A 19,720-nucleotide genomic window follows, 5' to 3' on the forward strand; every position below is an offset into this window, starting at 1 on the left:
CATTAATTAGAATTTAAGGTTGCTGAAGATCCGTTTCCACTTGATCTACAGCTTTATATTCTTTAGTTGATTTTGCTTGTAAATATTTTGGTGGACGATTGATCAAAACGATTGAAAGACAGACTAATACTAAGCCAGTAGCTAATGAAATCGTAAATTTTTCACCTAAAAAAACAGCGAGAATACTTCCAGAAATTGGCATAATAAACTTATATACAGTAATTTCACTAAGATTGCCATATTGAGCTGCCCAATACCATAAACTAAAAGGGATAGCAGAAGCTGCTGCTAAGATGATAAGTAAGATAATACCAGTTGCAGTCCAGTTGATCGTCATTAAACGTCCGCCCATACAAAAACCAATGAGATAAAGGAAAATTGAACCAATAATTAAATTCCAGCCAGTCATAACAAACGAATTCAAAGTTGATCCTATTTTTTTTGCTAACATAGTTGCAAGTGCGGCAAGTAATCCATAGATCAGCATGAAACCTTCTCCTGTCATAGAAAAAGTAAACATATCATTAAGATTAGTTACACCTGTTAGTTGAGAGATAATTAATCCAACAAAGCCAATAATCAATCCGAGCACTTTAGCAAAAGAAAGTTTATCATTTTTGTAAGCAAAGTGAGCAAAAATAGCGGCAAAAAAAATCGTTGATTGCGCTAAAATCGTCGAATTGATTGTTGAACTTATATTGACGTTACCAATGTTGAAAAAGAAATAAGCAGCTGTAGTTGAAAGTAATCCCATTATAAATACTTCTTTCCACTGTACTTTATTCACTTTAAATATATTTTGACGAATAAACGTAGCGAAAAGTAGTGTCATTATACCGGCAATAAAAAATCGAATACTTATAGTGGTAAGAACTTGCCCTGAATAGTCATTTCCAAAAGCTTCTTTTGATATACCCATTTCATCATTCATAACTTTAATCAGTTTAAAGGGGGTTCCCCATATGATATTTGCTACAATGGCTGCAAGAGTAATTGCTTTAGTACTTGGCATAGCTTTTTTTATTGTGTTTTTCATAAACCATTTCCTCCATTTTATAATTAGTTCATTTTTTCACAATCGGTTCCTAAGTGATATTATAAAGACTCTTTGCAAAAAAGATATAGGAGACATATAATGATAAAAGTAGTTTATTTTAAGATATAGGTGGAAAAATAATGTATCAGTTTACAGAAAATCAATTTTCACATTTTTTTAATTATCTAGAAACATTGGATTGCTATACTAAAAGCGAAGAAGGAATGATTGAAGAAATCGCAGCATTTCAACAGAATCCCAATCGACATATTGCGGCGCTTGTATGTCAAAATATTTCAGAAGTTCTAACATATCCCGCACCCTACATACGTATACTCTATGTATTGAGTGGTAGCATTAATATTTATTTAGATGGTAAAAAAATGACCTATGAGAAAGGTTGCTTAATTTTAGCTAATAAATGGACTGAGGTTGATTATAAAGAAAATACTAAAGATACGATGGTCGTTAGTTTCTATTTTAAACCTGAATATTTTTCAGATAGCTTGTTAAACCAGATGATTGAAGAGCCAATGCTTTATCGTTTTTTTGTTGAAAGTATCACAGAAGACACGGAGATCTTTAGTCATTACTGTGTTTATCAATTTAATGAATGGGATGATGTTCATTTTTATGTATTACTTTTACTCAAACAAGTAGTAAAAATGCGATATTTTAATAATAAAGTGACCAAATCTGCTTTTATTTTGTTGATTGTCGAAATTAGCCAAATGTCTGAAAAATGTTTATTGTTACAAGATTCAAATATATCAGCTGGTGTGCTGATTAAAGAGATTTTAGGATATATCTCAAATAATGTGCGTATAGCAACTTTGACAAATGTGGCACATCAGTTTCATTTCCACCCGAATTATTTATCTGCAATGATCAAAAAACAAACTGGAAGAAGTTATTCTGATTGGTTAACTTATTACCGTTTAGAACAAGCAAAAAGATATTTAGAACAGACAAACCTTTCAATTCAAACAATTATCAAAGAAGTAGGCTATTCGGACAAAACCTTTTTCTTTAAACGATTTAAAACATATTGCAAAATGACACCAGGAAACTATAGAAAAAATTTCAATTATAAATATAAATAGTTACTAAATTTCTTATAGTATGTTAAGGGTAATTAATGTGACAAACTAAGAAACTATTAGAATAAGTACGATTGAAATAAAAAATCGCCGTGTATATCTACTTTCATTTAGAATTTAACTAATTTAAGTAGAAGCCGCCCATTATCTATAGTGGGGGACAAATGTAGCTCGCTATGAGGGTTACCGTTGATCACTCGAACAACGCCACATAAGGCTTATCGCATTTTTATTTTGTTCCATGTTATAATCAGTCTATATAAGAGATGAGCTGACATAATATGGAATTAGATACGAATAATCATTCAGTATTTCTACTTTACTATCATCATGTACTGGTAACTAAATATTGTAGATAAGTAATTGATGATGAAATATCTGACTTTCCAAGAGTAAAATAGTTTCTTTAGAAAGGAATGTTTTGGCCTACAATTTTCTGCCTTTTGACAACTGGTAGCGCACCTATTGATGTGATTAAAAAATATATTCAAATTCAAGGGAATAATCATAAATAGAAAGTAGGCGGATCTTATGGAGCGACTAAGAACCTATAAATTTAGAATCTATCCAACGAAATTTTCTTTGTAAGTCTTTTGGCTGTGTCCGTAAGGTCTACAATCTAATGCTTGATGACCGAATGAAAGCTTATGAAGAAACTAGGAGAGATTCTTCTAAAAAATGAATTTTCCAACGCCTGCAAAATATAAGCAAGTTTTTCCATTCTTAAAATAAGTGGATAGTCTTGGTTGAGCGAATGCACAATTCAATCTAGGTAAGGCGTATAAGAACTTCTTTTGTGATAAATCCACCGGATTTCCTCGATTCAAAAGCAAGAAAAATCCGTTTCAAAGTTACACAACCAACAATCAGAATGGGACAATCGCTTTGATTGATAATCAATTCGTAAAAATTCCTAAGTTGAAGTCTCTGTTCAGAATTAAGTTCCATAGACAATCAAAGGAATGATCAAATCTGCTACAATCTCACGTCATTCAAGTGGGAAATATTAACGAAAAGTGGATAGATTGCACGAGAAAGTAATAAACCAGCGTACTGATTTTTTGAATAAGTTGAGTACAGAAATGATCAAAAACCACGATATTATCTGTATAGAAGACTTAAACAAAAAAGGTATGTTGCGTAATCATAAATTGGCAAAAAGCATTTCTAATGTTTATTGGTCTAGCTGTGTGACTAAATTACAATACAAATCAGACTGATACAGTCGGAAAATCATCAAAGTGGATAAGTGGTTTCCATCTAGTCAAATCTGTTCGAAATGAGGGCATAAAGACGACAAGAAACCGCTCGAAATTCGAGAGTGTACTTGTCCTATTTTTCATACCCATCATGATCGAGATATCAACGCTAGTATCACTATTCTGGTCGAAGGTCTAAGACTATATTCTATGGGATTGACTTAGATTAAATAAACAATAAGCGTAGGAGCTATGGGTCGCTTGGTATATAAGAGACAACGTTATTAGTAAAGAAATAAGCTATCAAGTATGTTCTCTTCCCAAGAAGCTCCTATTTCAAGCGTTAAAAACCGATAGGTTTGGCTATGAGTAGTTCACCTAATATAAAATTAGAATATAATGACAGAAAAGTTTTCTATACTGATTGTTGAATAATTAAATAATTTGAGTTAAGTAGTATAGAAATGTTGAAGAATATTCTAAATATATACAATTATTAATACACTAAAAAGGCCGGGGGATAAACGTGAATAATCAATTGAATAAAGGAGTAATTGACCTCTTTTTGCTTTTATTACTTAAGAAAAAAGATAATTATGGATATGAATTGACAAAAATATCTGCAGAAAATTTAAATATTACAGAAGGTGCCGTTTATCCAGTATTAAGGAGATTAGCTAAAATGGGGTATCTAGAGATTTACCAAAAAGTTGAGAACAAAAGAGAAAAAAAATTTTATAGATTAAATGAAAAGGGACTGCAATATTTAGAAATGTTACTATCTGAGTGGAATAATATAGATGAAGCTATTAAGAAATTTAAATAGGAGGCATATAATATGAACAATTTAGAGTATCGCAACAATGTGATAAAACATTTTAATAAAAGGAAGGTTAATAAGATAACTAGAAAAGAGATTCTAATGGACTTAGACGAGTTCCTTGATAATAATAGTACTGGGGAAATTGAAAATCATTTGGGAAACCCAATAGATTTTGTGAATAGTTATCTAGAAGAAAGTGATCTTGATACAAAAAATATCTTTTTTATCTCCCTTTTTAAACAAATAGTTATATGGATTTCAATATTATTTTTTTTCATATTACTTTCAGCTCCAGCTGTCTGGTTAGTAACATTTACTTTTAGATTACATGTGGAAGTAGGTTATTGGTTCCAATTTTTTGTTAGTCTAACTATGTTTGGAGTTGGATATACAGGCTTGAAGTTTTTTCGAAAAAAGAATTGGGTATAGCCAATTCTTTTTTTTGGCATTATAATATTCATAGAATACTGTTTAATAAACACTATATAAAGAACAAGATTGGAGATTAAAATGATAAAGATTGTAGATTTAACATTTGGATTTAAGAAACCAATCCCTGTCTCTTATACACATCTAGATGTGTATAAGAGACAGTATCATTATAGTGAAACGAAAGAGAAATGAAATACTAATTTCAAAATAATTTTTTTAGTTTTTCTATTTAATAGGAAAAATTCAAAAGAAAAGATTTATCATATTGTCAGATGTGTATAAGAGACAGGTATAGAAATGTTGAAGAATATTCTAAATATATACAATTATTAATACACTAAAAAGGCCGGGGGATAAACGTGAATAATCAATTGAATAAAGGAGTAATTGACCTCTTTTTGCTTTTATTACTTAAGAAAAAAGATAATTATGGATATGAATTGACAAAAATATCTGCAGAAAATTTAAATATTACAGAAGGTGCCGTTTATCCAGTATTAAGGAGATTAGCTAAAATGGGGTATCTAGAGATTTACCAAAAAGTTGAGAACAAAAGAGAAAAAAAATTTTATAGATTAAATGAAAAGGGACTGCAATATTTAGAAATGTTACTATCTGAGTGGAATAATATAGATGAAGCTATTAAGAAATTTAAATAGGAGGCATATAATATGAACAATTTAGAGTATCGCAACAATGTGATAAAACATTTTAATAAAAGGAAGGTTAATAAGATAACTAGAAAAGAGATTCTAATGGACTTAGACGAGTTCCTTGATAATAATAGTACTGGGGAAATTGAAAATCATTTGGGAAACCCAATAGATTTTGTGAATAGTTATCTAGAAGAAAGTGATCTTGATACAAAAAATATCTTTTTTATCTCCCTTTTTAAACAAATAGTTATATGGATTTCAATATTATTTTTTTTCATATTACTTTCAGCTCCAGCTGTCTGGTTAGTAACATTTACTTTTAGATTACATGTGGAAGTAGGTTATTGGTTCCAATTTTTTGTTAGTCTAACTATGTTTGGAGTTGGATATACAGGCTTGAAGTTTTTTCGAAAAAAGAATTGGGTATAGCCAATTCTTTTTTTTGGCATTATAATATTCATAGAATACTGTTTAATAAACACTATATAAAGAACAAGATTGGAGATTAAAATGATAAAGATTGTAGATTTAACATTTGGATTTAAGAAACCAATCCTAAAAAATATATCTTTAAATATTGAAAATGAAAACCAAATCATTGGTTTACTTGGACCCAATGGTGCTGGAAAAACTACATTACTAAATATATTAGGTAATTACTATCAAAAATTTTCTGGAAAAATTGAAGGTAATAATAAAGTATTTTTTATTCCAGATAAAGAATATATTCCACTAGACTTTTCAATAAATGATTGTTTGTCTATTTTTCCAAAGGTATATCCTTTTTTTAACACTGATCGTGCTGTAAAAATGATAAATTTTTTAGATATTGATCGTACGATCAAATTAAGTGATTTTTCAAAAGGAATGAAAGAACAGGTACACATTGTATTTGGATTATCACAAGATGTAGATACTTATCTATTTGATGAGCCGCTAGCGTCGATTGACCCTTTTCATAGAGAAACGTTAATAAAATTAATTAAAAATTACAGAAGATCCAACAGTAATGTTTTACTCAGTACACATCTAATCTCAGATGTTGAAGATGTTTTTGAAGAAGTTATCTTCATTGATTCAGGAAAAATTCTATTACATGAAAAATATTTAGAATTGATGAAAACTTCTTTTAATGGTCTTGAGAAAAAATATTTGGAGGTTATGAAAGATGTTGTTCGTATTTAAAAAAAATATAAAAGATATTTTAAAAATCGTCCTGCCAGTTTATTTTGTTGAGACTACTTTTCAATTAATGTTGTTTTTTTTAAAACAAAATAACGATATAGCAATGATTCATGCTGTCTGGGTTATGTTATCGACTACTATGCTAGTAATATTCTCATTATATGATTTGTATAGACTAGTTTTCACAAGGGATTATTTCTTTTTTTACACTTTAAAATATGAAGTACCGTCAATTGCTGTAATCAAATCTGTTGTTTATACATTAGCGCTTTGTATTTTCTATATTTTATATACTCCTCTATTAGATCTTAACCTTCTACCAAAATTACTTTCAATTAGTTCATTTTACTGTGTGAATATAATAATTTTACTAGGTTTTAGGTCTTTTTCTTCAAAAAAAATTGGAGTATTCTTCTATGTACTTTGTTTATCAGGAATTACAGTGATACCTACACTAATCTATTTATTAACGTACTATGACAAAATGAGTGGATTTATGATTGGGGCTACAAACAAAATCGAAAATGCCAAACAAGTTTATAACTTAATAATTCCAACAACAATAATTCCGATTAGAGAAAATTTTAACGAACTATTTAATTCCCCTTTTATTTTTAATATATGTTTGTTGTTTTTAAGCATTTTTCTATTTACGCTAATAAAAACAAGAAAATTTAATTGGTAATAATATTCTATGAACAATATACAATAAATAGTGTTTATGGTATATTAAATTTGCGCTCCATATATAATAGTGTTAACTTCATAAAAAGGAGAATTATCTTATGTTAAAAAATTTAAACTCTAATATTGTTGTTCCAACAGGTTTAAAAATGAATAATGACTTTGATACCTATGGTGGTGTTTTGGCTTGGTCAGGATGGGTTTTTATTTACTCGTCAGAAAATAACGGTATATCAAATCTAAAACAACGTATTTCAAATTTTAATTTAGTATCTAAACCAGTCTAACAAAATTTGTTAAAATATGGAGCGCAATAATTTATATGGGTGGACAGAATGGAAACTAATCTTTTAAATTGCATAAAATACCTCACCAACAACATAAATTTATTTAACGTTGCAACTAATAGTTTTACTAATGAAGAGATAAAACCGTTTATTGAATTAGTATTTTGCTATAATTTATTACCCGATTCGCACTTACACAATGAAGAATATAGGAAAATAAACAGGTATATTCGAGGAGTCATTCAAACTGGTGATTTTGAAAATAAATTTATTCATAATTTAAATGCTATCTCTGGTATTTGTATTTTGGAAGAGTTTTTATTGAAGAATGATGAATCCTTATTTAAAGGATTATTAGTTGATTATATTGAGAACAAAAAAATAGATCTTCAACTTAAAAGAACCCCTTTTAGATTAATGGATATGAAATATTCAATAAATAAAGCTGGGGTAAAAGATAATTTACCATCTATTTTTAAAATTTTTGAAGAGACAATTTTAGGCAAACAACTATCTCCATACTATTTAACTCCAATGTCAATATACAGCGTTACTCACACGATATTTTATATGACTGATATGGAAAGAAAAAGTAAATATAATCACATTTTATTGCAAAATAAAGAATATTTTAAAATTTTGATTTACGACAGTATTATAAGGAACGATTTGGATATTCTAGCTGAATTACTTCTTTGTTGTTATTTCTTAAAGCTTAATTTAAATGAAGACTTTGCTTCTTTAATAAAATTATCAATTGATTTTATTAAAGATTCACAAGATTATGACGGTTCATTTCCTGCACCTCTTGATCATAACTATTTTAGCAAAATAAAAAGATTTAAGGAACGATATCACACCACTTTAGTTTGTATGGGGGCTTTAACATGGTTCGAGGTAAATTAACGCAACTCAAAACTTTTTTGAATTTACTTTCTAAAAAAATATGAATTTTGAATTTTATCAAGAGGTGAGTTATCTATTTAAAGTTTATAGTGTAATAATTAATGGTTGTTCAAAAAAGTTTTACAATTATATATCGATTAAATTAATTCGTGATATAGCATATACATTCGAGCTTAATTTATCTATTGAAGATTTATTAAATATCTATCCTATGGCTTTTGAAAAGCATGTCTATTTTTTTCTAGTTAATGAATTACAGTATAATACTAAATATAAAAAACTATTATCTACACAATTTTCAAAGACATATATACAATGTAATGAATGGTTAGATGAAGACTGGAAAAGACTTAATGAGCTGATGAATTTTGTTAGCTGCGGTAAGCAATTTCCTCTAATAGTTGAGAAAGAAAATCTCAATACATATATAGAAAAGTTAATGGCAAGTGAATCATACTCATCACCAATTTTGAAATTATGGCTTTCGATGTTTAAGGAGGAGGTACAGTTACATGGATCAAGTAGAAAATCGTCTAGTTAATTGGTTGGAAAAAAACGATGATATTAACTCAAAATTGTTAAAAGAAACAATTTTACCTACAGGATTTATACAGATAGACAGGTTTGAATTTGATGATATCTATCCTATGCTAATACTTGATTTATTGGATAATTCTAGTATTTGTCAAAGCATGCAGAGTCTGAAAGATGAATTAATTAAAACTAAACGGCGTGGTTCTCAAATTATATACTTAAAATATAAATTAGGATTTGATATAAATAACGATGTGTCTAAAATTTGTAATAGTTTCATGAAAGAAGTTCATGATTTTTCTATTTTACGAAATCCTATAACAATAGAAAAAGTTTATCGAATTCTTTTGTGCATTAACTATTTAACTGTTGAAGGGCATCAAAAACAATTGGAAGAACTTCAGCTTTTTTTAGCAAGTCTGACAGTAAATTGTGGGAAAAAATATAAGTTAATCGAATTTTGTGTTCTCTGTGAAGCTATAGGTATGCTTCCCTCAAGAATGTTAAGAGAATTTAAACAAAAGACAATCCAATTTATTGAAGATCAGCAAAGTCAGGAGGGATACTTTGGATTTTTTGATCCATTTGTACAAAATCAAAATAAGGATTCAAAAATTTTAATCATCACTATACACATGATTCTAGCTCGTAAATCCTTGAAAAAGTCATTAATTATGACTTAACTTCTATATTAGAAATTATCTCTTAAATTTTTTGGAGGTGCTCACTATTAATCATCTATTACTCTTAGCTGTTATTAATTCTAATAACATTATTAGTCTTTCATTAAACTTTATTTTAGCCTTATTTTTGCTTGGCCTTTTTATCTCTTTAGTCATTTACATAGGAGAAATTGCATTGGGCATTATTATTCTTATTCTACAGATCGCATTTATTCCAATTCGTTTCTTATTCATAGCTTTCAGATTGATTGGAAACTTCACTTTATACTTATTAGCAATCATATTTATTTGTTACCAAAAAATTACTAAAAAAAGGAAGCAAAAAGAGAAAAATTATTATTCGAACAGTTTTTTCAATAATCAACAACAGTACAATTCAACAAATAGTAATCAGCAATCAAAAGGTCAGCAAAAAAAACGTCAAAGCTATTCTTACTCAAGTAGTACAGACAGTCTAGAAAAATACAGAAAAATTTTAGGTGTTAAAAAAGGTGATAGTAATCAAGAAATTAAAAAACAGTATCGAAAAATGGTGAAAAAGTATCATCCTGATAAAAATCACGATCCCAATGCTAGTGTAAAATTTAAAGAGATCGTAAAGGCTTATGAACATCTATTATCTTAATAAGTTACGATAATAGATGTTCATGATTATTTTCTTTATTAGTATTATTTGACAGTTGAAAATTTTTTTATTTTTTCAAAATAATAATTATGTATTACCAAAACAAAAACATCTCTAAATTGGAGGTGTTTTTGTTTTGTAAAGAACAAGCACTTTTTCGATTAAAAAACTTTCTATCATTCCAAATGGGTAATAGAGCAGACTTAATAGCTTAGCATATTTTTTTACTAACAGAGACATCTCTTATTTAACAAGCTGTCCTTGTAGATCCTACGGTTCTGCAATAAAGAAGAAATATTGAATGACTATTTGTCCCTAAATACATGTTATATCAAACCATTTCTTTATAGATTGGTTATAGTCCAAAATAAAATTAAAAAGACAATATTCCTTAATTGTCGGTTTTCGAATAACCCTCATACCGAAAAGCATTCATCACCGACCTATAGAGGATAGGCGACTTCTTCCTGAATTAAGTTAAAATTATAAATTATCATTATTGATACTTATTAATATAAAAAAGTGAGGTTAATTTATGAAAAAACACATTTATAATTACAAAAGATCGTATACTTTAAGGATCGTAATAATTTTACGATAAGTAAGATAAAATAGAGAGGATCATTATATATTATATGGAACAATTAAAGAATAAGGATGCTTTTATTTATAAGGAACAATTTAATAATCGATGCCAGTATATAAAAAATGAATTAACTCGGTTAAATGATTTTCAAGCTCTATCATATATAGAACAGTTACATCAATACTTTGTACACATAATACAGGATATCAGTGCTGAAAACTTCTGGCATTCTTTGCCCTATATTCTTGGAATTGATTCAAGATTATCAATTGTTGAAGAAATACTTTCGTTACAAAACGAACTAAAAATTTATGGTACTGAGCTAATAAATTTAGTGGAGAGTGATTATAAAACGTTTAATCACGAAAAGATGGGGTTAAAGTTAAATGAAAAGAAAGAAAAATCCCTTATTTTTTGTGTTGAATAAATTTTTTATTAAATAAGCAGAAAAGGAAGATACTATTGAAAAAAACAAATATATCGAAAGTTGCTTCAATATTGTTGTTATCACAAATATGTTTATCGGCACCTACACAAGCTTTAGCAGAAGAACAACTTTTATTTCAGGATGATGAAAAAAGAATCCAAGAAACACAAAAAGATAAAAATGATTATCTACCAAATCCAACAGATAATTTAATAGCAGAAACAGAAGATACAACAAGCAATGATAGCGCAACGAATACGACACAAACAGAAACGTCGGCAGATAATTCTCCGACTGACAATAGCAGTCAGTCGACTACTGAAACAACAGACGATACAACTGATTCAACGACAGACCAGCCACAAACTGACTCAGAATCAAGTAAACCAACGGATTCCAGTCAACAAGATAATACGAATCAAGAAGAATCAACACCTTCAAAAACACCATCAAGTGAAGAACCAAGTATTTCTACTGATTCTTCAAGTACGCAAGAAGAAATAACGACAGAAACTTCTGAATCAACTGCAACAAGTGAATCACAAGAAATAACTGCTTCAATGTCTCAGCCAGTGGTTTCAGAAACGCAACAAGTTCCTAGACCTGCACTAGCAAGTCAAGAAGAATCAACAGACTATCATCAAGAAACAACTTCTCCGATTGAAGAGATTATTCGTTATAGCAAGAAAGCTGACAAAGGGACGATTCATTTTGAGAAAGATGAATCTGTAGAAAGCTTCGTTCGCAAAATTGGTGAGTCTGCTCGTAAAGTAGGACAAGAAAATGATTTGTATGCTTCAGTTATGATTGCGCAAGCGATCATAGAATCAGCTAGTGGTCAGAGTGAGTTAGCCCAAGCACCAAATTATAATTTATTTGGAATTAAAGGAACACATAATGGAAAGAGCGTTTCTTTTGCAACACAAGAAGACTTTGGAAATGGCACATTTTACACTACTCAAGCAACTTTCAAGCGGTATGAAACTTATGAAGACAGCCTAAATGACTATGTGAAACTTCTTAAAGAAGGCTTAATAGGCAATAGTAATTATTATAGTGGTGTATGGAAAAGCAATACCAAAACCTATCAAGAGGCAACAGAGTTTTTGACGGGGCGTTACGCCACTGATACCCAGTATGATGAGAAGTTAAATGCTCTGATTGAGGCCTATCATTTAACAGACTATGATAAGGAAGTAGCTGGACCAGAATTAAGTCAAAAAGGTTATATCGTACCTGTAAAAAACTATACGATTTCTAGTCCATTTGGCGATCGTGACGGAGAGTTCCACCGAGGATTGGACTTTGCGGCTGCACAAGGGGAACCAATTTATGCTAGTAAAGCAGGTACCGTTATCAAAGCTGAGTTTCATTCATCTTGGGGAAATTATGTAGCCATCGAGCATGAAGATGGTACAACAGCATTGTACGCACACCAACAAGAATATCAAGTGAAAATTGGTGATAAAGTCGAGCAAGGACAAATTATTGGTTATGTTGGTTCGACAGGAAATAGTACAGGGCCACATTTACATTTTGAGATTTGTTTAAATAATAGTTTGAATCGATCTCAATTGATTGATCCCCAAACAGTTTTAACAATTAAATAAAACTAGCACTCACTTATTAAACTATGAATGATCAATCCTAAAATAAGAAAGGCGACAGTTTATGAAGAATAAAGATATTTACTTAGAAATTCTTAAGCTAACTAATAAACCTGAATGGATGAATGATCCGAAAATTGTTTGTCAAGTACAAAGTTTATCTAAAAAAATAAGTATATCTCATTCCTTAATAAGATAGTCTTATCGCAATACTTTTCAAGTAATCAAGAAAGAAAAAAATATATAATAGATAAGTCATGAGTATTGGTTAAATAAGGGAAACCGATGAAAGTAGAAATATATTGTCTATCAGTTTCCCTTATTACCAAAAATCCATGTTTTTCAGTGAAATTAATAACAAAAATGATTAATTTTTTCTACTGAGAATTGAATCAATATTTATCAAAAAAGTTGAGCCTACTCGCGACTGTAGTCGTATAGATAAATAGGTTTCGTTTGAGACATTACTTCAGCTGTATCAATTAATCGACATATGTTAGAAATCTACTATGGAAGTGGCTAAGTCCATTTTGTTCAGTATCATCTTGTTTGATGTGTAAAGTACAGAGAGGTTAGATTGGTAAATAAGAAACATCGATGTTAGTAAAGAAATATACGTTCACTTCTGCTCCATTCCCCAAGAATATCGTGACTTCAGTCATGAGAGCATCAACCGAAGATCTATGATTACAAATGTTTTCTTAGATACAGTCACTAAACTAGAAACTACAGGGATGGATGGGAAACAAGAGTAGCCGATGTTAAGCAAAAATAACTAATCAAGTCTGCTCTATTCTCAATAAGATCCATTTTAATGTTAAGTAATAATAAGTAGTTCACTCATAACAGAAATGGAGAATTCAATGAAATTAAATTTAATCAGAAAAATTTTATTAGTTGGAATAGTATTGGTTGTAGGGTTTGAAATTATAGGACACATATCATTGAAATCACTTTTTTTACAAAAAATGGATTTTATACTTCAAGATATGTCAGATAAATTCAATACAAAAAAGTTGAACAGGACAGAAGAATCTTTTATACAACTGGATAAAGATTTTGAAAAAGCGACAAAAAAAGTTCAACAAGAATACAAGCTAGCAACAATAAATGAAATAAATGTTGAATCGGTTGGAAATTCTTATCAATTTGAATATGTTGTGCAAGACGAAAATTATGAATATGAATTAGTAGTTAATCCAAATCAAAATAATTTAGTCGTACATGATCAAGAAGTAACATTATCTACGATACGTAAGGATAGTGATTTTGACTTATTAAAAATGGGAGCCCCGATTGGTAGAATTAGTCAAAATGTTATGAAAAAATATCCTAATCATACGATTAGAGAATATGAATTTGAAAATATAGGTGAACAAAAAAACTGGATAGTTCATTTAAGTGATGACTTAGAGATTTTGGTAGATGCAAAATCTGGAGAAATAATTCAGACAATCCTTGATGATTGATTTTTATAATTTTTAATAGTGAAAGTAGAGGATTATGGAAGACTTAATTATTACTTTAATTGAATCAAATGACAATAAAATGGTTTCTTTAAATCAGGTCATTACAGAATTAAAATTAAGTAGAGAACAACAATTAATATTGCTGAGTCGATTAAAATCGTTCAAAAATATTAGCATAATGTATGAGTATAATAAAAGAGGACAAGTAATCACCTTTTTTAAGCGTGCCATATAATTTACTATTAGTTTTCAATAGTATAAAATAATAGACAGAAAACAAAAGAAGGCAAAATAGCACTAGCTACTTTGCCTTCTTTTGCTTTTCATAACTAGGATATTTAAATATGTTTTTATTCATAATTCAAACTAAAATTCAAACAAGTTGACTTTTATACAAATTGAGTATTGTGATGATTTCTAATAGATAGCAGTTGTAATATTATATGATTGCTAGGGGGAGTGATTTGGATGTTAGTCCAAACAATTATAGAAAAAGATATTAATCATAAAGTTCAAATCTTAGAATATCTTTATAGTAAAGAGATGATATGGGTATCCACGGATGAATTGGTAAAAAAAATTTCTGTCGAACAAAGAACGATATTAAAATATATGACAGAAATTCAAGAACTTATTACTGAATATTGTTCTAAAGAGGTTATCTTACTAAGGGAAAAAAATAAAGGATATCGAATAAAATTTATAAAAAAGGATTCATTTATTATGTTTAGACTTTTTATGATAAATAAATCTATAAAAATAACTATCTTGAATAAAATATTTTTATCAGGTCAACTAAATAGTGTCCATTTCTCATTTGATCATTATGTAAGTTCTGCTACCTTTAAAAGAAAGATTAAAAGAATTAATTCATTGATTAAAGATTATGGATTTAAAATTGTATCGCAAGAAGGAATTTATTTTTTCAAAGGTAATGAAAAAAGCATACGATTATTTGGTTCTATATTCTATTGGCAATTATATAGAGGAGTAAAATGGCCTTTTTTAAATATTGATCAAACAAAAATATTTAGTTTTATTGATAAAGTGTCTAAAAGTTTAAACTATCCAGTCTCAATCATACTAAAAAATAAAATATCATATAATTATGCAATAGGAATTATTCGCTATTCTCACAATGAGAAAATAGAATTAGGAAATCAAGATGAATGGAAAAAAATAAAGGAAATAAATGAAATTGTTACTTCAAGAATGTCGACAAACATTTATAATTTGTTTTTTTCTGAAGGAATTCGCTCAGAGGATGAGATACATTTTAATATTAGTCGATTGCAAACAGGAGCTAATATTTTTGAAAATCAAAAATTAGCACTTTTTGTTATTGAGCTCCATAAAGAAAAAAAAACGGTTATCTATCAGGCAACTGAGGCCTTTTTTAAATTATTTTTAAAGAAAATGCATTTAAATTTGTCAGATATAGATCAACAAAAAGTAAAGAATATTTTTGTTGCTGCATTTTCTATTCATTATAGAGCTTTTTTATTTCAAGATACACCATTTATTGAAAAAGATGTTGATCAGGCTTTAAAAACTTATAAACAATTGAATAACTTAATGGATCAGATTTTTATCGAATTGAGAGAAATGTTGAATTTTTCGTTATTCAATCAAAAATATTTAATTTTAAATCAATATATGTACATTTTTTCTGAACTTTTTCCGTTGAACTTACTAGAGAAAGAAATAACAATCTATTTCGATGAACCACTAGAAAAAAGACGAGAAGATTTAGCTAAAAATATGTTGAACAATTTTTTGGGTGATCAATATAAATTAAGAATATTTGGTACAAGTGAATTATTTGAGGTGAAACAAGAAAAAATTGATTTAATTATATCTAGTAGTTCATCTGAAAAATTCTTTATATATTATCCTAAGGTTCCGATAATAATTTTAAAAAAAAATATTTTAAATATCAGTTCAAGTGAAATTTTACTGTGCAGAAGGTTACTAGAATTAATAAGTATTTATTTTGAAGATAAAGAAGAAATGAAATCACAAATTAATAAATTAGAAAATGTTTTTTATAAATATAATTAAATATTGAGAATTAGGGAGTCAGTAATTACTGATTCCCTAATTCTTTTATAGAAAAATAATATAAAAATAGGTTGTGAGTATCATTATTATACATTATTAATTGCTTTTTTTGATCTTATTAACTGGTATTAAATGTTAATCTTGTACTTATGAAAATCTATTGTTAAATATTTAACAAAATCTATTTTAGTATTTATATGAAGTAATTATTTTATGGGTTTAGCTGTATCAAGAGGCAAAGGAGTTTAATAATGAAATATCTACATAAAGCTGAAAATCAAGAAGTGGAAATTTTAAAATATTTAGGTCAAAATTCAAACCGTTGGCTAACCTCGGAGGAGATAGGCGAGCATATGAATTTAAGTAGAGTTACTGTCAATAAAATAATAAAATCATTACAAAGTAAAATTGAAGAAGATAAGCATATTTATATTGAAATTGTTCAAAATAAAGGAGTTTTATTTAACTGTTCAAGTAGTATATATATAGCCGATTTGATTCAAAAGATTTATAGTAATTCTTTAACCTTCAAATTAATCACGTCTTTATTAAATGAAAGTATTATTTCGTTAGATCAGTTTGCGTATAAAAATTTTATTAGTTTAGCATCTATTAGAAGAAAAATTGCTTTTATAAACGAGATACTAAAGGATTCTAATATAGCTATAAGAAATAATCGTTTTGTCGGAGACGAACAAAATATTAGAGGATTTCTTTTTAAATATTACTGGGAAATTTTTAAAGGTAGGTATTGGCCTTTTAGTAATGTAGATAAAGCTAAGTTAATTGAAAATAGTGAACGAGTATCAATGAGACTAGAAATTTGGTGTTCCCAAGTTAGTTATGAGCAAATTTATTACTTATTAGCAATATCAAGAATAAGGGTAAAAAAAGCACATATTATTGATTACAAAAAAGAATTTTATCAATTGACTGAAGAAAATGCTATGTTTGAGATTTGCAAGGAAGAATGGTATAGAAGTTTTCCACAATTATATTGTCCAGAGTCCGAATTCCATTATTATTTTTTTGTTATAAGTAGTTTTTCACTAAATTATGTTAAAACTAATGTGGAAAAATTGATTGTATTAAAAGAAGTCTATGGAGAAAAAGATTTATTTGCTTTTGAGATCACGAAGTACTTATTTAAAAATGTGGAGAAAAAATATAAACTTGAAAATTTAGAGAAAAAACATCCTTTATTGTTTTTGGAATTAGTGATGTGTCACAGTAAGGCTTTCATTGTTCCATCAAAAGTTTTAATTACTTCTTCAGACAGCTTTTATTATAAAGAAAAAATGGCCCAAAACTATCCTGAAATCTTTAAGAATTTAAATACAATTATTTCCGATCTTAAAGATAAGTTTCCACAGATAATCTATAGTGAGAGCTTTTTACTAGAAACATACTGCATGATACATTTTCAAGCTCTGCGTAATTTTTTCTTAAAAAAAATAAAAATATTGGTATCGGTATCTGCTGGTAGAACTACAGAACAAACAATACTTGGTAATATAGCTCAACATTTTAAAGAAAAGTACTTAATTGAGGAGACTTTTGATGAAAATAAAGCAGATATTTGTATTACAGATGGTCAACTGAAAACATTAGAAAACAATAATATATTTTATATTATTGATACTAATCTAGGTAATAAAGATTTTTTGCAAATAGAAGCTATAATAAATAACTAAATTTATTGTTACTACTTGTATAATCATATCAAAAAAAGAGTTTTTTAAATAGCTATAATGAACTTTTTGGAAGTAGTTTTACCTCTATAATTACCTTGTACTAAAGAAGTACAAAAAATTATAGAGGTGATTTTTGTGAAAATGAAAAATTTATTAATGTGTGGAGCGCTATTGGCAACGACGTTGTCTAGCGGAGGAAGTGTATTTGCAGCGGACTATACAGATGCCACAACAGCTAAAACAGATGCAATTATTCAATTTGAGAAAGATGAAGATCCAACTAATCCAGTAGATCCAGGTGACCCAACTAATCCAGTAGATCCAACAGATCCAACTAACCCAACTGGTGGGGAATTAATGATTAACTATGCATCTAAATTAGACTTTGGAACACATAAAAAAACGGAGACAACTTTCCATGCGAAAGCAGATGAAATGAAAGATGGTTCAAAAGTTACACCATTTGTTTCTGTAAAAGATTCTCGTGGAACAGATCGTAAAGGTTGGTCACTAACAGCTAAACAAGATGATGCTTTCAAAGATTCAAATGGAAATGAATTAACTGGGGCAGAATTAAAACTTAGCAACTTATTCTCTGGGAATGGTCAAGTTGGGGCACCAGCTGTATCTGGCGGAGAAATCGTCTTAAATGATACAGATCAAGAAATTGCTTCTGCAGATGCTACTACAGGAATTGGGGTCCACTCAATTGGTTTGGGTCAATTACAAGCAGATGATACAACGAACGGTGTACAATTAAATGTGCCAAACTCAACTGTTAAGAATACTGATCAATATAAAACAACAGTAACGTATACATTAACTGCAGATCCAACTAACCCTTAATCTATGAACTAATAGTTTATGAATAATCAAAGAAACCGGAAGCTGTCTTGGGGATGACTTTCGGTTTTCTTTCAATAGACCATAAATAAAACGAGGGCTAATGATTCTTTGCCTATACTTAGCTCAATAAAGTATAGGAGCTGATAACAGTTAGCTAGTTTCATAGAAATGGAGGTAAATGAGTGAGTAAGAATCATAAAATGTTACGGTTGCTTGCTACGACAAGTATCATAGCTACAAATGTTTTTCCAGTTACACCACAACTACCGCAAATCGTTGTTCAAGCAGCTTCTTTACAAGAAGAGCAAGAACCATCAGCTACAGAAGAAAACAGTACTTCATCTGATCATTCAAAAGAAGAGATTTCGACAAGTCAAAGTGCTGAGACGACTTCTTCTTCAGAAGAACAGCTAGTACAAGAATCTGATGCAAAAGATTCAAAGAATCAAGAAGCAGATAGTTCAAAAGAGACGAGTGCCTCAGTGTTAGGAACTATAACTGGGAAATGGGGTACGGCAGATTACATTTTTAATAGTGGTGCAGGAGTTTTAGAAGTTCATGCAGACAGCTTAGATATGTTAAATGAAGAACCACCATGGAAGACACCATGGAAGACGACAGGTGCAATACCTGCTGAAGATATTCAATATATTAGCTTTATGGGTTCTAATAAATTTGGTCTACCAAGAAACTGTCGCTTGTTATTCGCTGGTCTTGTTAATTTAAAAAGAATCGATGGAATGGAAAAACTACAGACGGATCTGGTGACAAGTATGTACAGTATGTTCTATAACTGTAGTAGTTTACAAAGTTTAGATTTAAGTAGTTGGAATACGAGCAAAGTGACGGATATGTATGGCATGTTCCGAGACTGTAGTAG

General features: G+C 29.0%; 19 protein-coding genes and 2 pseudogenes. 20 read left to right on the forward strand and 1 reads right to left on the reverse strand.

Features of this window, described 5'->3' with window-relative positions:
- Nucleotides 1-13: 13 nt before the first annotated feature.
- Nucleotides 14-1,036: a DMT family transporter gene (locus tag A5816_RS15030; RefSeq protein WP_086311660.1), complete on the reverse strand. Its 1,023-nt coding sequence runs from the start codon at nt 1,034-1,036 to the stop codon at nt 14-16.
- Nucleotides 1,037-1,176: 140 nt separating this feature from the next.
- Here A5816_RS15030 and A5816_RS15035 point away from each other — a divergent pair, with 140 nt between their 5' ends.
- The 20 genes and pseudogenes from A5816_RS15035 to A5816_RS16440 form a co-directional block, all read left to right on the forward strand.
- Nucleotides 1,177-2,139 carry an AraC family transcriptional regulator gene (locus tag A5816_RS15035; protein WP_086311661.1) on the forward strand — a complete coding sequence of 321 codons (963 nt, stop codon included), beginning with the start codon at nt 1,177-1,179 and terminating at the stop codon, nt 2,137-2,139.
- A 278-nt stretch (nt 2,140-2,417) separates the two neighbouring features.
- Nucleotides 2,418-2,651: pseudogene (locus A5816_RS15040) on the forward strand (transposase).
- Nucleotides 2,652-2,667: 16 nt separating this feature from the next.
- Nucleotides 2,668-3,560 (forward strand): annotated as a pseudogene (locus A5816_RS15045) (RNA-guided endonuclease TnpB family protein).
- Between the two features lie 301 nt (nt 3,561-3,861).
- Entirely contained in the window at nt 3,862-4,161 is a 300-nt protein-coding gene (locus A5816_RS15050) for a PadR family transcriptional regulator (protein WP_086311662.1), read from the forward strand.
- 12 nt (nt 4,162-4,173) lie between these two features.
- The gene (locus A5816_RS15055) at nt 4,174-4,587 is read left to right on the forward strand and encodes a hypothetical protein (protein WP_086311663.1); all 414 of its coding nucleotides are present in this window, start codon (nt 4,174-4,176) and stop codon (nt 4,585-4,587) included.
- Nucleotides 4,588-4,949: 362 nt separating this feature from the next.
- On the forward strand, nt 4,950-5,249 hold the full coding sequence (locus A5816_RS15060; RefSeq protein ID WP_086311662.1) for a PadR family transcriptional regulator: 300 nt from the start codon (nt 4,950-4,952) through the stop codon (nt 5,247-5,249).
- Nucleotides 5,250-5,261: 12 nt separating this feature from the next.
- Entirely contained in the window at nt 5,262-5,675 is a 414-nt protein-coding gene (locus A5816_RS15065; RefSeq protein WP_086311663.1) for a hypothetical protein, read from the forward strand.
- An 81-nt stretch (nt 5,676-5,756) separates the two neighbouring features.
- Nucleotides 5,757-6,431 (forward strand): ABC transporter ATP-binding protein, encoded by a 675-nt coding sequence (locus A5816_RS15070; protein ID WP_086311664.1) that lies wholly within the window; start codon nt 5,757-5,759, stop codon nt 6,429-6,431.
- Nucleotides 6,415-7,116: a hypothetical protein gene (locus tag A5816_RS15075; RefSeq protein WP_086311665.1), complete on the forward strand. Its 702-nt coding sequence runs from the start codon at nt 6,415-6,417 to the stop codon at nt 7,114-7,116. The genes A5816_RS15070 and A5816_RS15075 overlap by 17 nt, the downstream gene beginning before the upstream one ends.
- Nucleotides 7,117-7,216: 100 nt before the next feature.
- Entirely contained in the window at nt 7,217-7,402 is a 186-nt protein-coding gene (locus A5816_RS15080) for a hypothetical protein (RefSeq protein WP_086311666.1), read from the forward strand.
- Between the two features lie 48 nt (nt 7,403-7,450).
- The gene (locus A5816_RS15085) at nt 7,451-8,308 is read left to right on the forward strand and encodes a hypothetical protein (RefSeq protein WP_086311667.1); all 858 of its coding nucleotides are present in this window, start codon (nt 7,451-7,453) and stop codon (nt 8,306-8,308) included.
- Between the two features lie 512 nt (nt 8,309-8,820).
- Nucleotides 8,821-9,525, forward strand: coding sequence for a hypothetical protein (locus A5816_RS15095; protein WP_086311669.1), 705 nt, complete (start codon nt 8,821-8,823; stop codon nt 9,523-9,525).
- A gap of 175 nt (nt 9,526-9,700) precedes the next feature.
- Entirely contained in the window at nt 9,701-10,150 is a 450-nt protein-coding gene (locus A5816_RS16615) for a DnaJ domain-containing protein (protein ID WP_256926104.1), read from the forward strand.
- 635 nt (nt 10,151-10,785) lie between these two features.
- Nucleotides 10,786-11,163: a hypothetical protein gene (locus A5816_RS15105; protein WP_086311670.1), complete on the forward strand. Its 378-nt coding sequence runs from the start codon at nt 10,786-10,788 to the stop codon at nt 11,161-11,163.
- A 35-nt stretch (nt 11,164-11,198) separates the two neighbouring features.
- Nucleotides 11,199-12,773 carry a peptidoglycan DD-metalloendopeptidase family protein gene (locus tag A5816_RS15110; protein ID WP_086311671.1) on the forward strand — a complete coding sequence of 525 codons (1,575 nt, stop codon included), beginning with the start codon at nt 11,199-11,201 and terminating at the stop codon, nt 12,771-12,773.
- A gap of 860 nt (nt 12,774-13,633) precedes the next feature.
- Complete coding sequence (locus A5816_RS15115; RefSeq protein ID WP_086311672.1) at nt 13,634-14,239, forward strand: hypothetical protein; 606 nt, start codon at nt 13,634-13,636, stop codon at nt 14,237-14,239.
- 468 nt (nt 14,240-14,707) lie between these two features.
- Nucleotides 14,708-16,300, forward strand: a complete 1,593-nt coding sequence (locus tag A5816_RS15125; protein WP_086311674.1) for a helix-turn-helix domain-containing protein — start codon at nt 14,708-14,710, stop codon at nt 16,298-16,300.
- 251 nt (nt 16,301-16,551) lie between these two features.
- A complete protein-coding gene (locus A5816_RS15130; protein ID WP_086311675.1) occupies nt 16,552-17,994 on the forward strand; it encodes a helix-turn-helix domain-containing protein in 1,443 nt (480 codons plus the stop codon).
- A gap of 141 nt (nt 17,995-18,135) precedes the next feature.
- Nucleotides 18,136-18,840: a WxL domain-containing protein gene (locus tag A5816_RS15135; protein ID WP_143354114.1), complete on the forward strand. Its 705-nt coding sequence runs from the start codon at nt 18,136-18,138 to the stop codon at nt 18,838-18,840.
- 182 nt (nt 18,841-19,022) lie between these two features.
- Nucleotides 19,023-19,720: BspA family leucine-rich repeat surface protein (locus A5816_RS16440; protein WP_143354115.1), on the forward strand; the 698-nt coding region annotated here is incomplete at its 3' end.

This window comes from Enterococcus sp. 3G1_DIV0629, assembly GCF_002141285.1.
GTDB lineage: Bacteria > Bacillota > Bacilli > Lactobacillales > Enterococcaceae > Enterococcus_B > Enterococcus_B lactis.

What these genes read in the sequence shown, in the direction of transcription:
- A5816_RS15075 (WP_086311665.1), top strand. Translation starts at nt 6,415, where the DNA reads ATGTTGTTCGTATTTAAAAAAAATATAAAAGATATTTTAAAAATCGTC.
- A5816_RS15030 (WP_086311660.1), bottom strand. Translation starts at nt 1,036, where the DNA reads ATGAAAAACACAATAAAAAAAGCTATGCCAAGTACTAAAGCAATTACT.
- A5816_RS15115 (WP_086311672.1), top strand. Translation starts at nt 13,634, where the DNA reads ATGAAATTAAATTTAATCAGAAAAATTTTATTAGTTGGAATAGTATTG.
- A5816_RS15070 (WP_086311664.1), top strand. Translation starts at nt 5,757, where the DNA reads ATGATAAAGATTGTAGATTTAACATTTGGATTTAAGAAACCAATCCTA.
- A5816_RS15105 (WP_086311670.1), top strand. Translation starts at nt 10,786, where the DNA reads ATGGAACAATTAAAGAATAAGGATGCTTTTATTTATAAGGAACAATTT.
- A5816_RS15055 (WP_086311663.1), top strand. Translation starts at nt 4,174, where the DNA reads ATGAACAATTTAGAGTATCGCAACAATGTGATAAAACATTTTAATAAA.
- A5816_RS15080 (WP_086311666.1), top strand. Translation starts at nt 7,217, where the DNA reads ATGTTAAAAAATTTAAACTCTAATATTGTTGTTCCAACAGGTTTAAAA.
- A5816_RS15085 (WP_086311667.1), top strand. Translation starts at nt 7,451, where the DNA reads ATGGAAACTAATCTTTTAAATTGCATAAAATACCTCACCAACAACATA.
- A5816_RS15130 (WP_086311675.1), top strand. Translation starts at nt 16,552, where the DNA reads ATGAAATATCTACATAAAGCTGAAAATCAAGAAGTGGAAATTTTAAAA.
- A5816_RS15095 (WP_086311669.1), top strand. Translation starts at nt 8,821, where the DNA reads ATGGATCAAGTAGAAAATCGTCTAGTTAATTGGTTGGAAAAAAACGAT.
- A5816_RS15125 (WP_086311674.1), top strand. Translation starts at nt 14,708, where the DNA reads ATGTTAGTCCAAACAATTATAGAAAAAGATATTAATCATAAAGTTCAA.
- A5816_RS15035 (WP_086311661.1), top strand. Translation starts at nt 1,177, where the DNA reads ATGTATCAGTTTACAGAAAATCAATTTTCACATTTTTTTAATTATCTA.
- A5816_RS15065 (WP_086311663.1), top strand. Translation starts at nt 5,262, where the DNA reads ATGAACAATTTAGAGTATCGCAACAATGTGATAAAACATTTTAATAAA.
- A5816_RS15135 (WP_143354114.1), top strand. Translation starts at nt 18,136, where the DNA reads ATGAAAAATTTATTAATGTGTGGAGCGCTATTGGCAACGACGTTGTCT.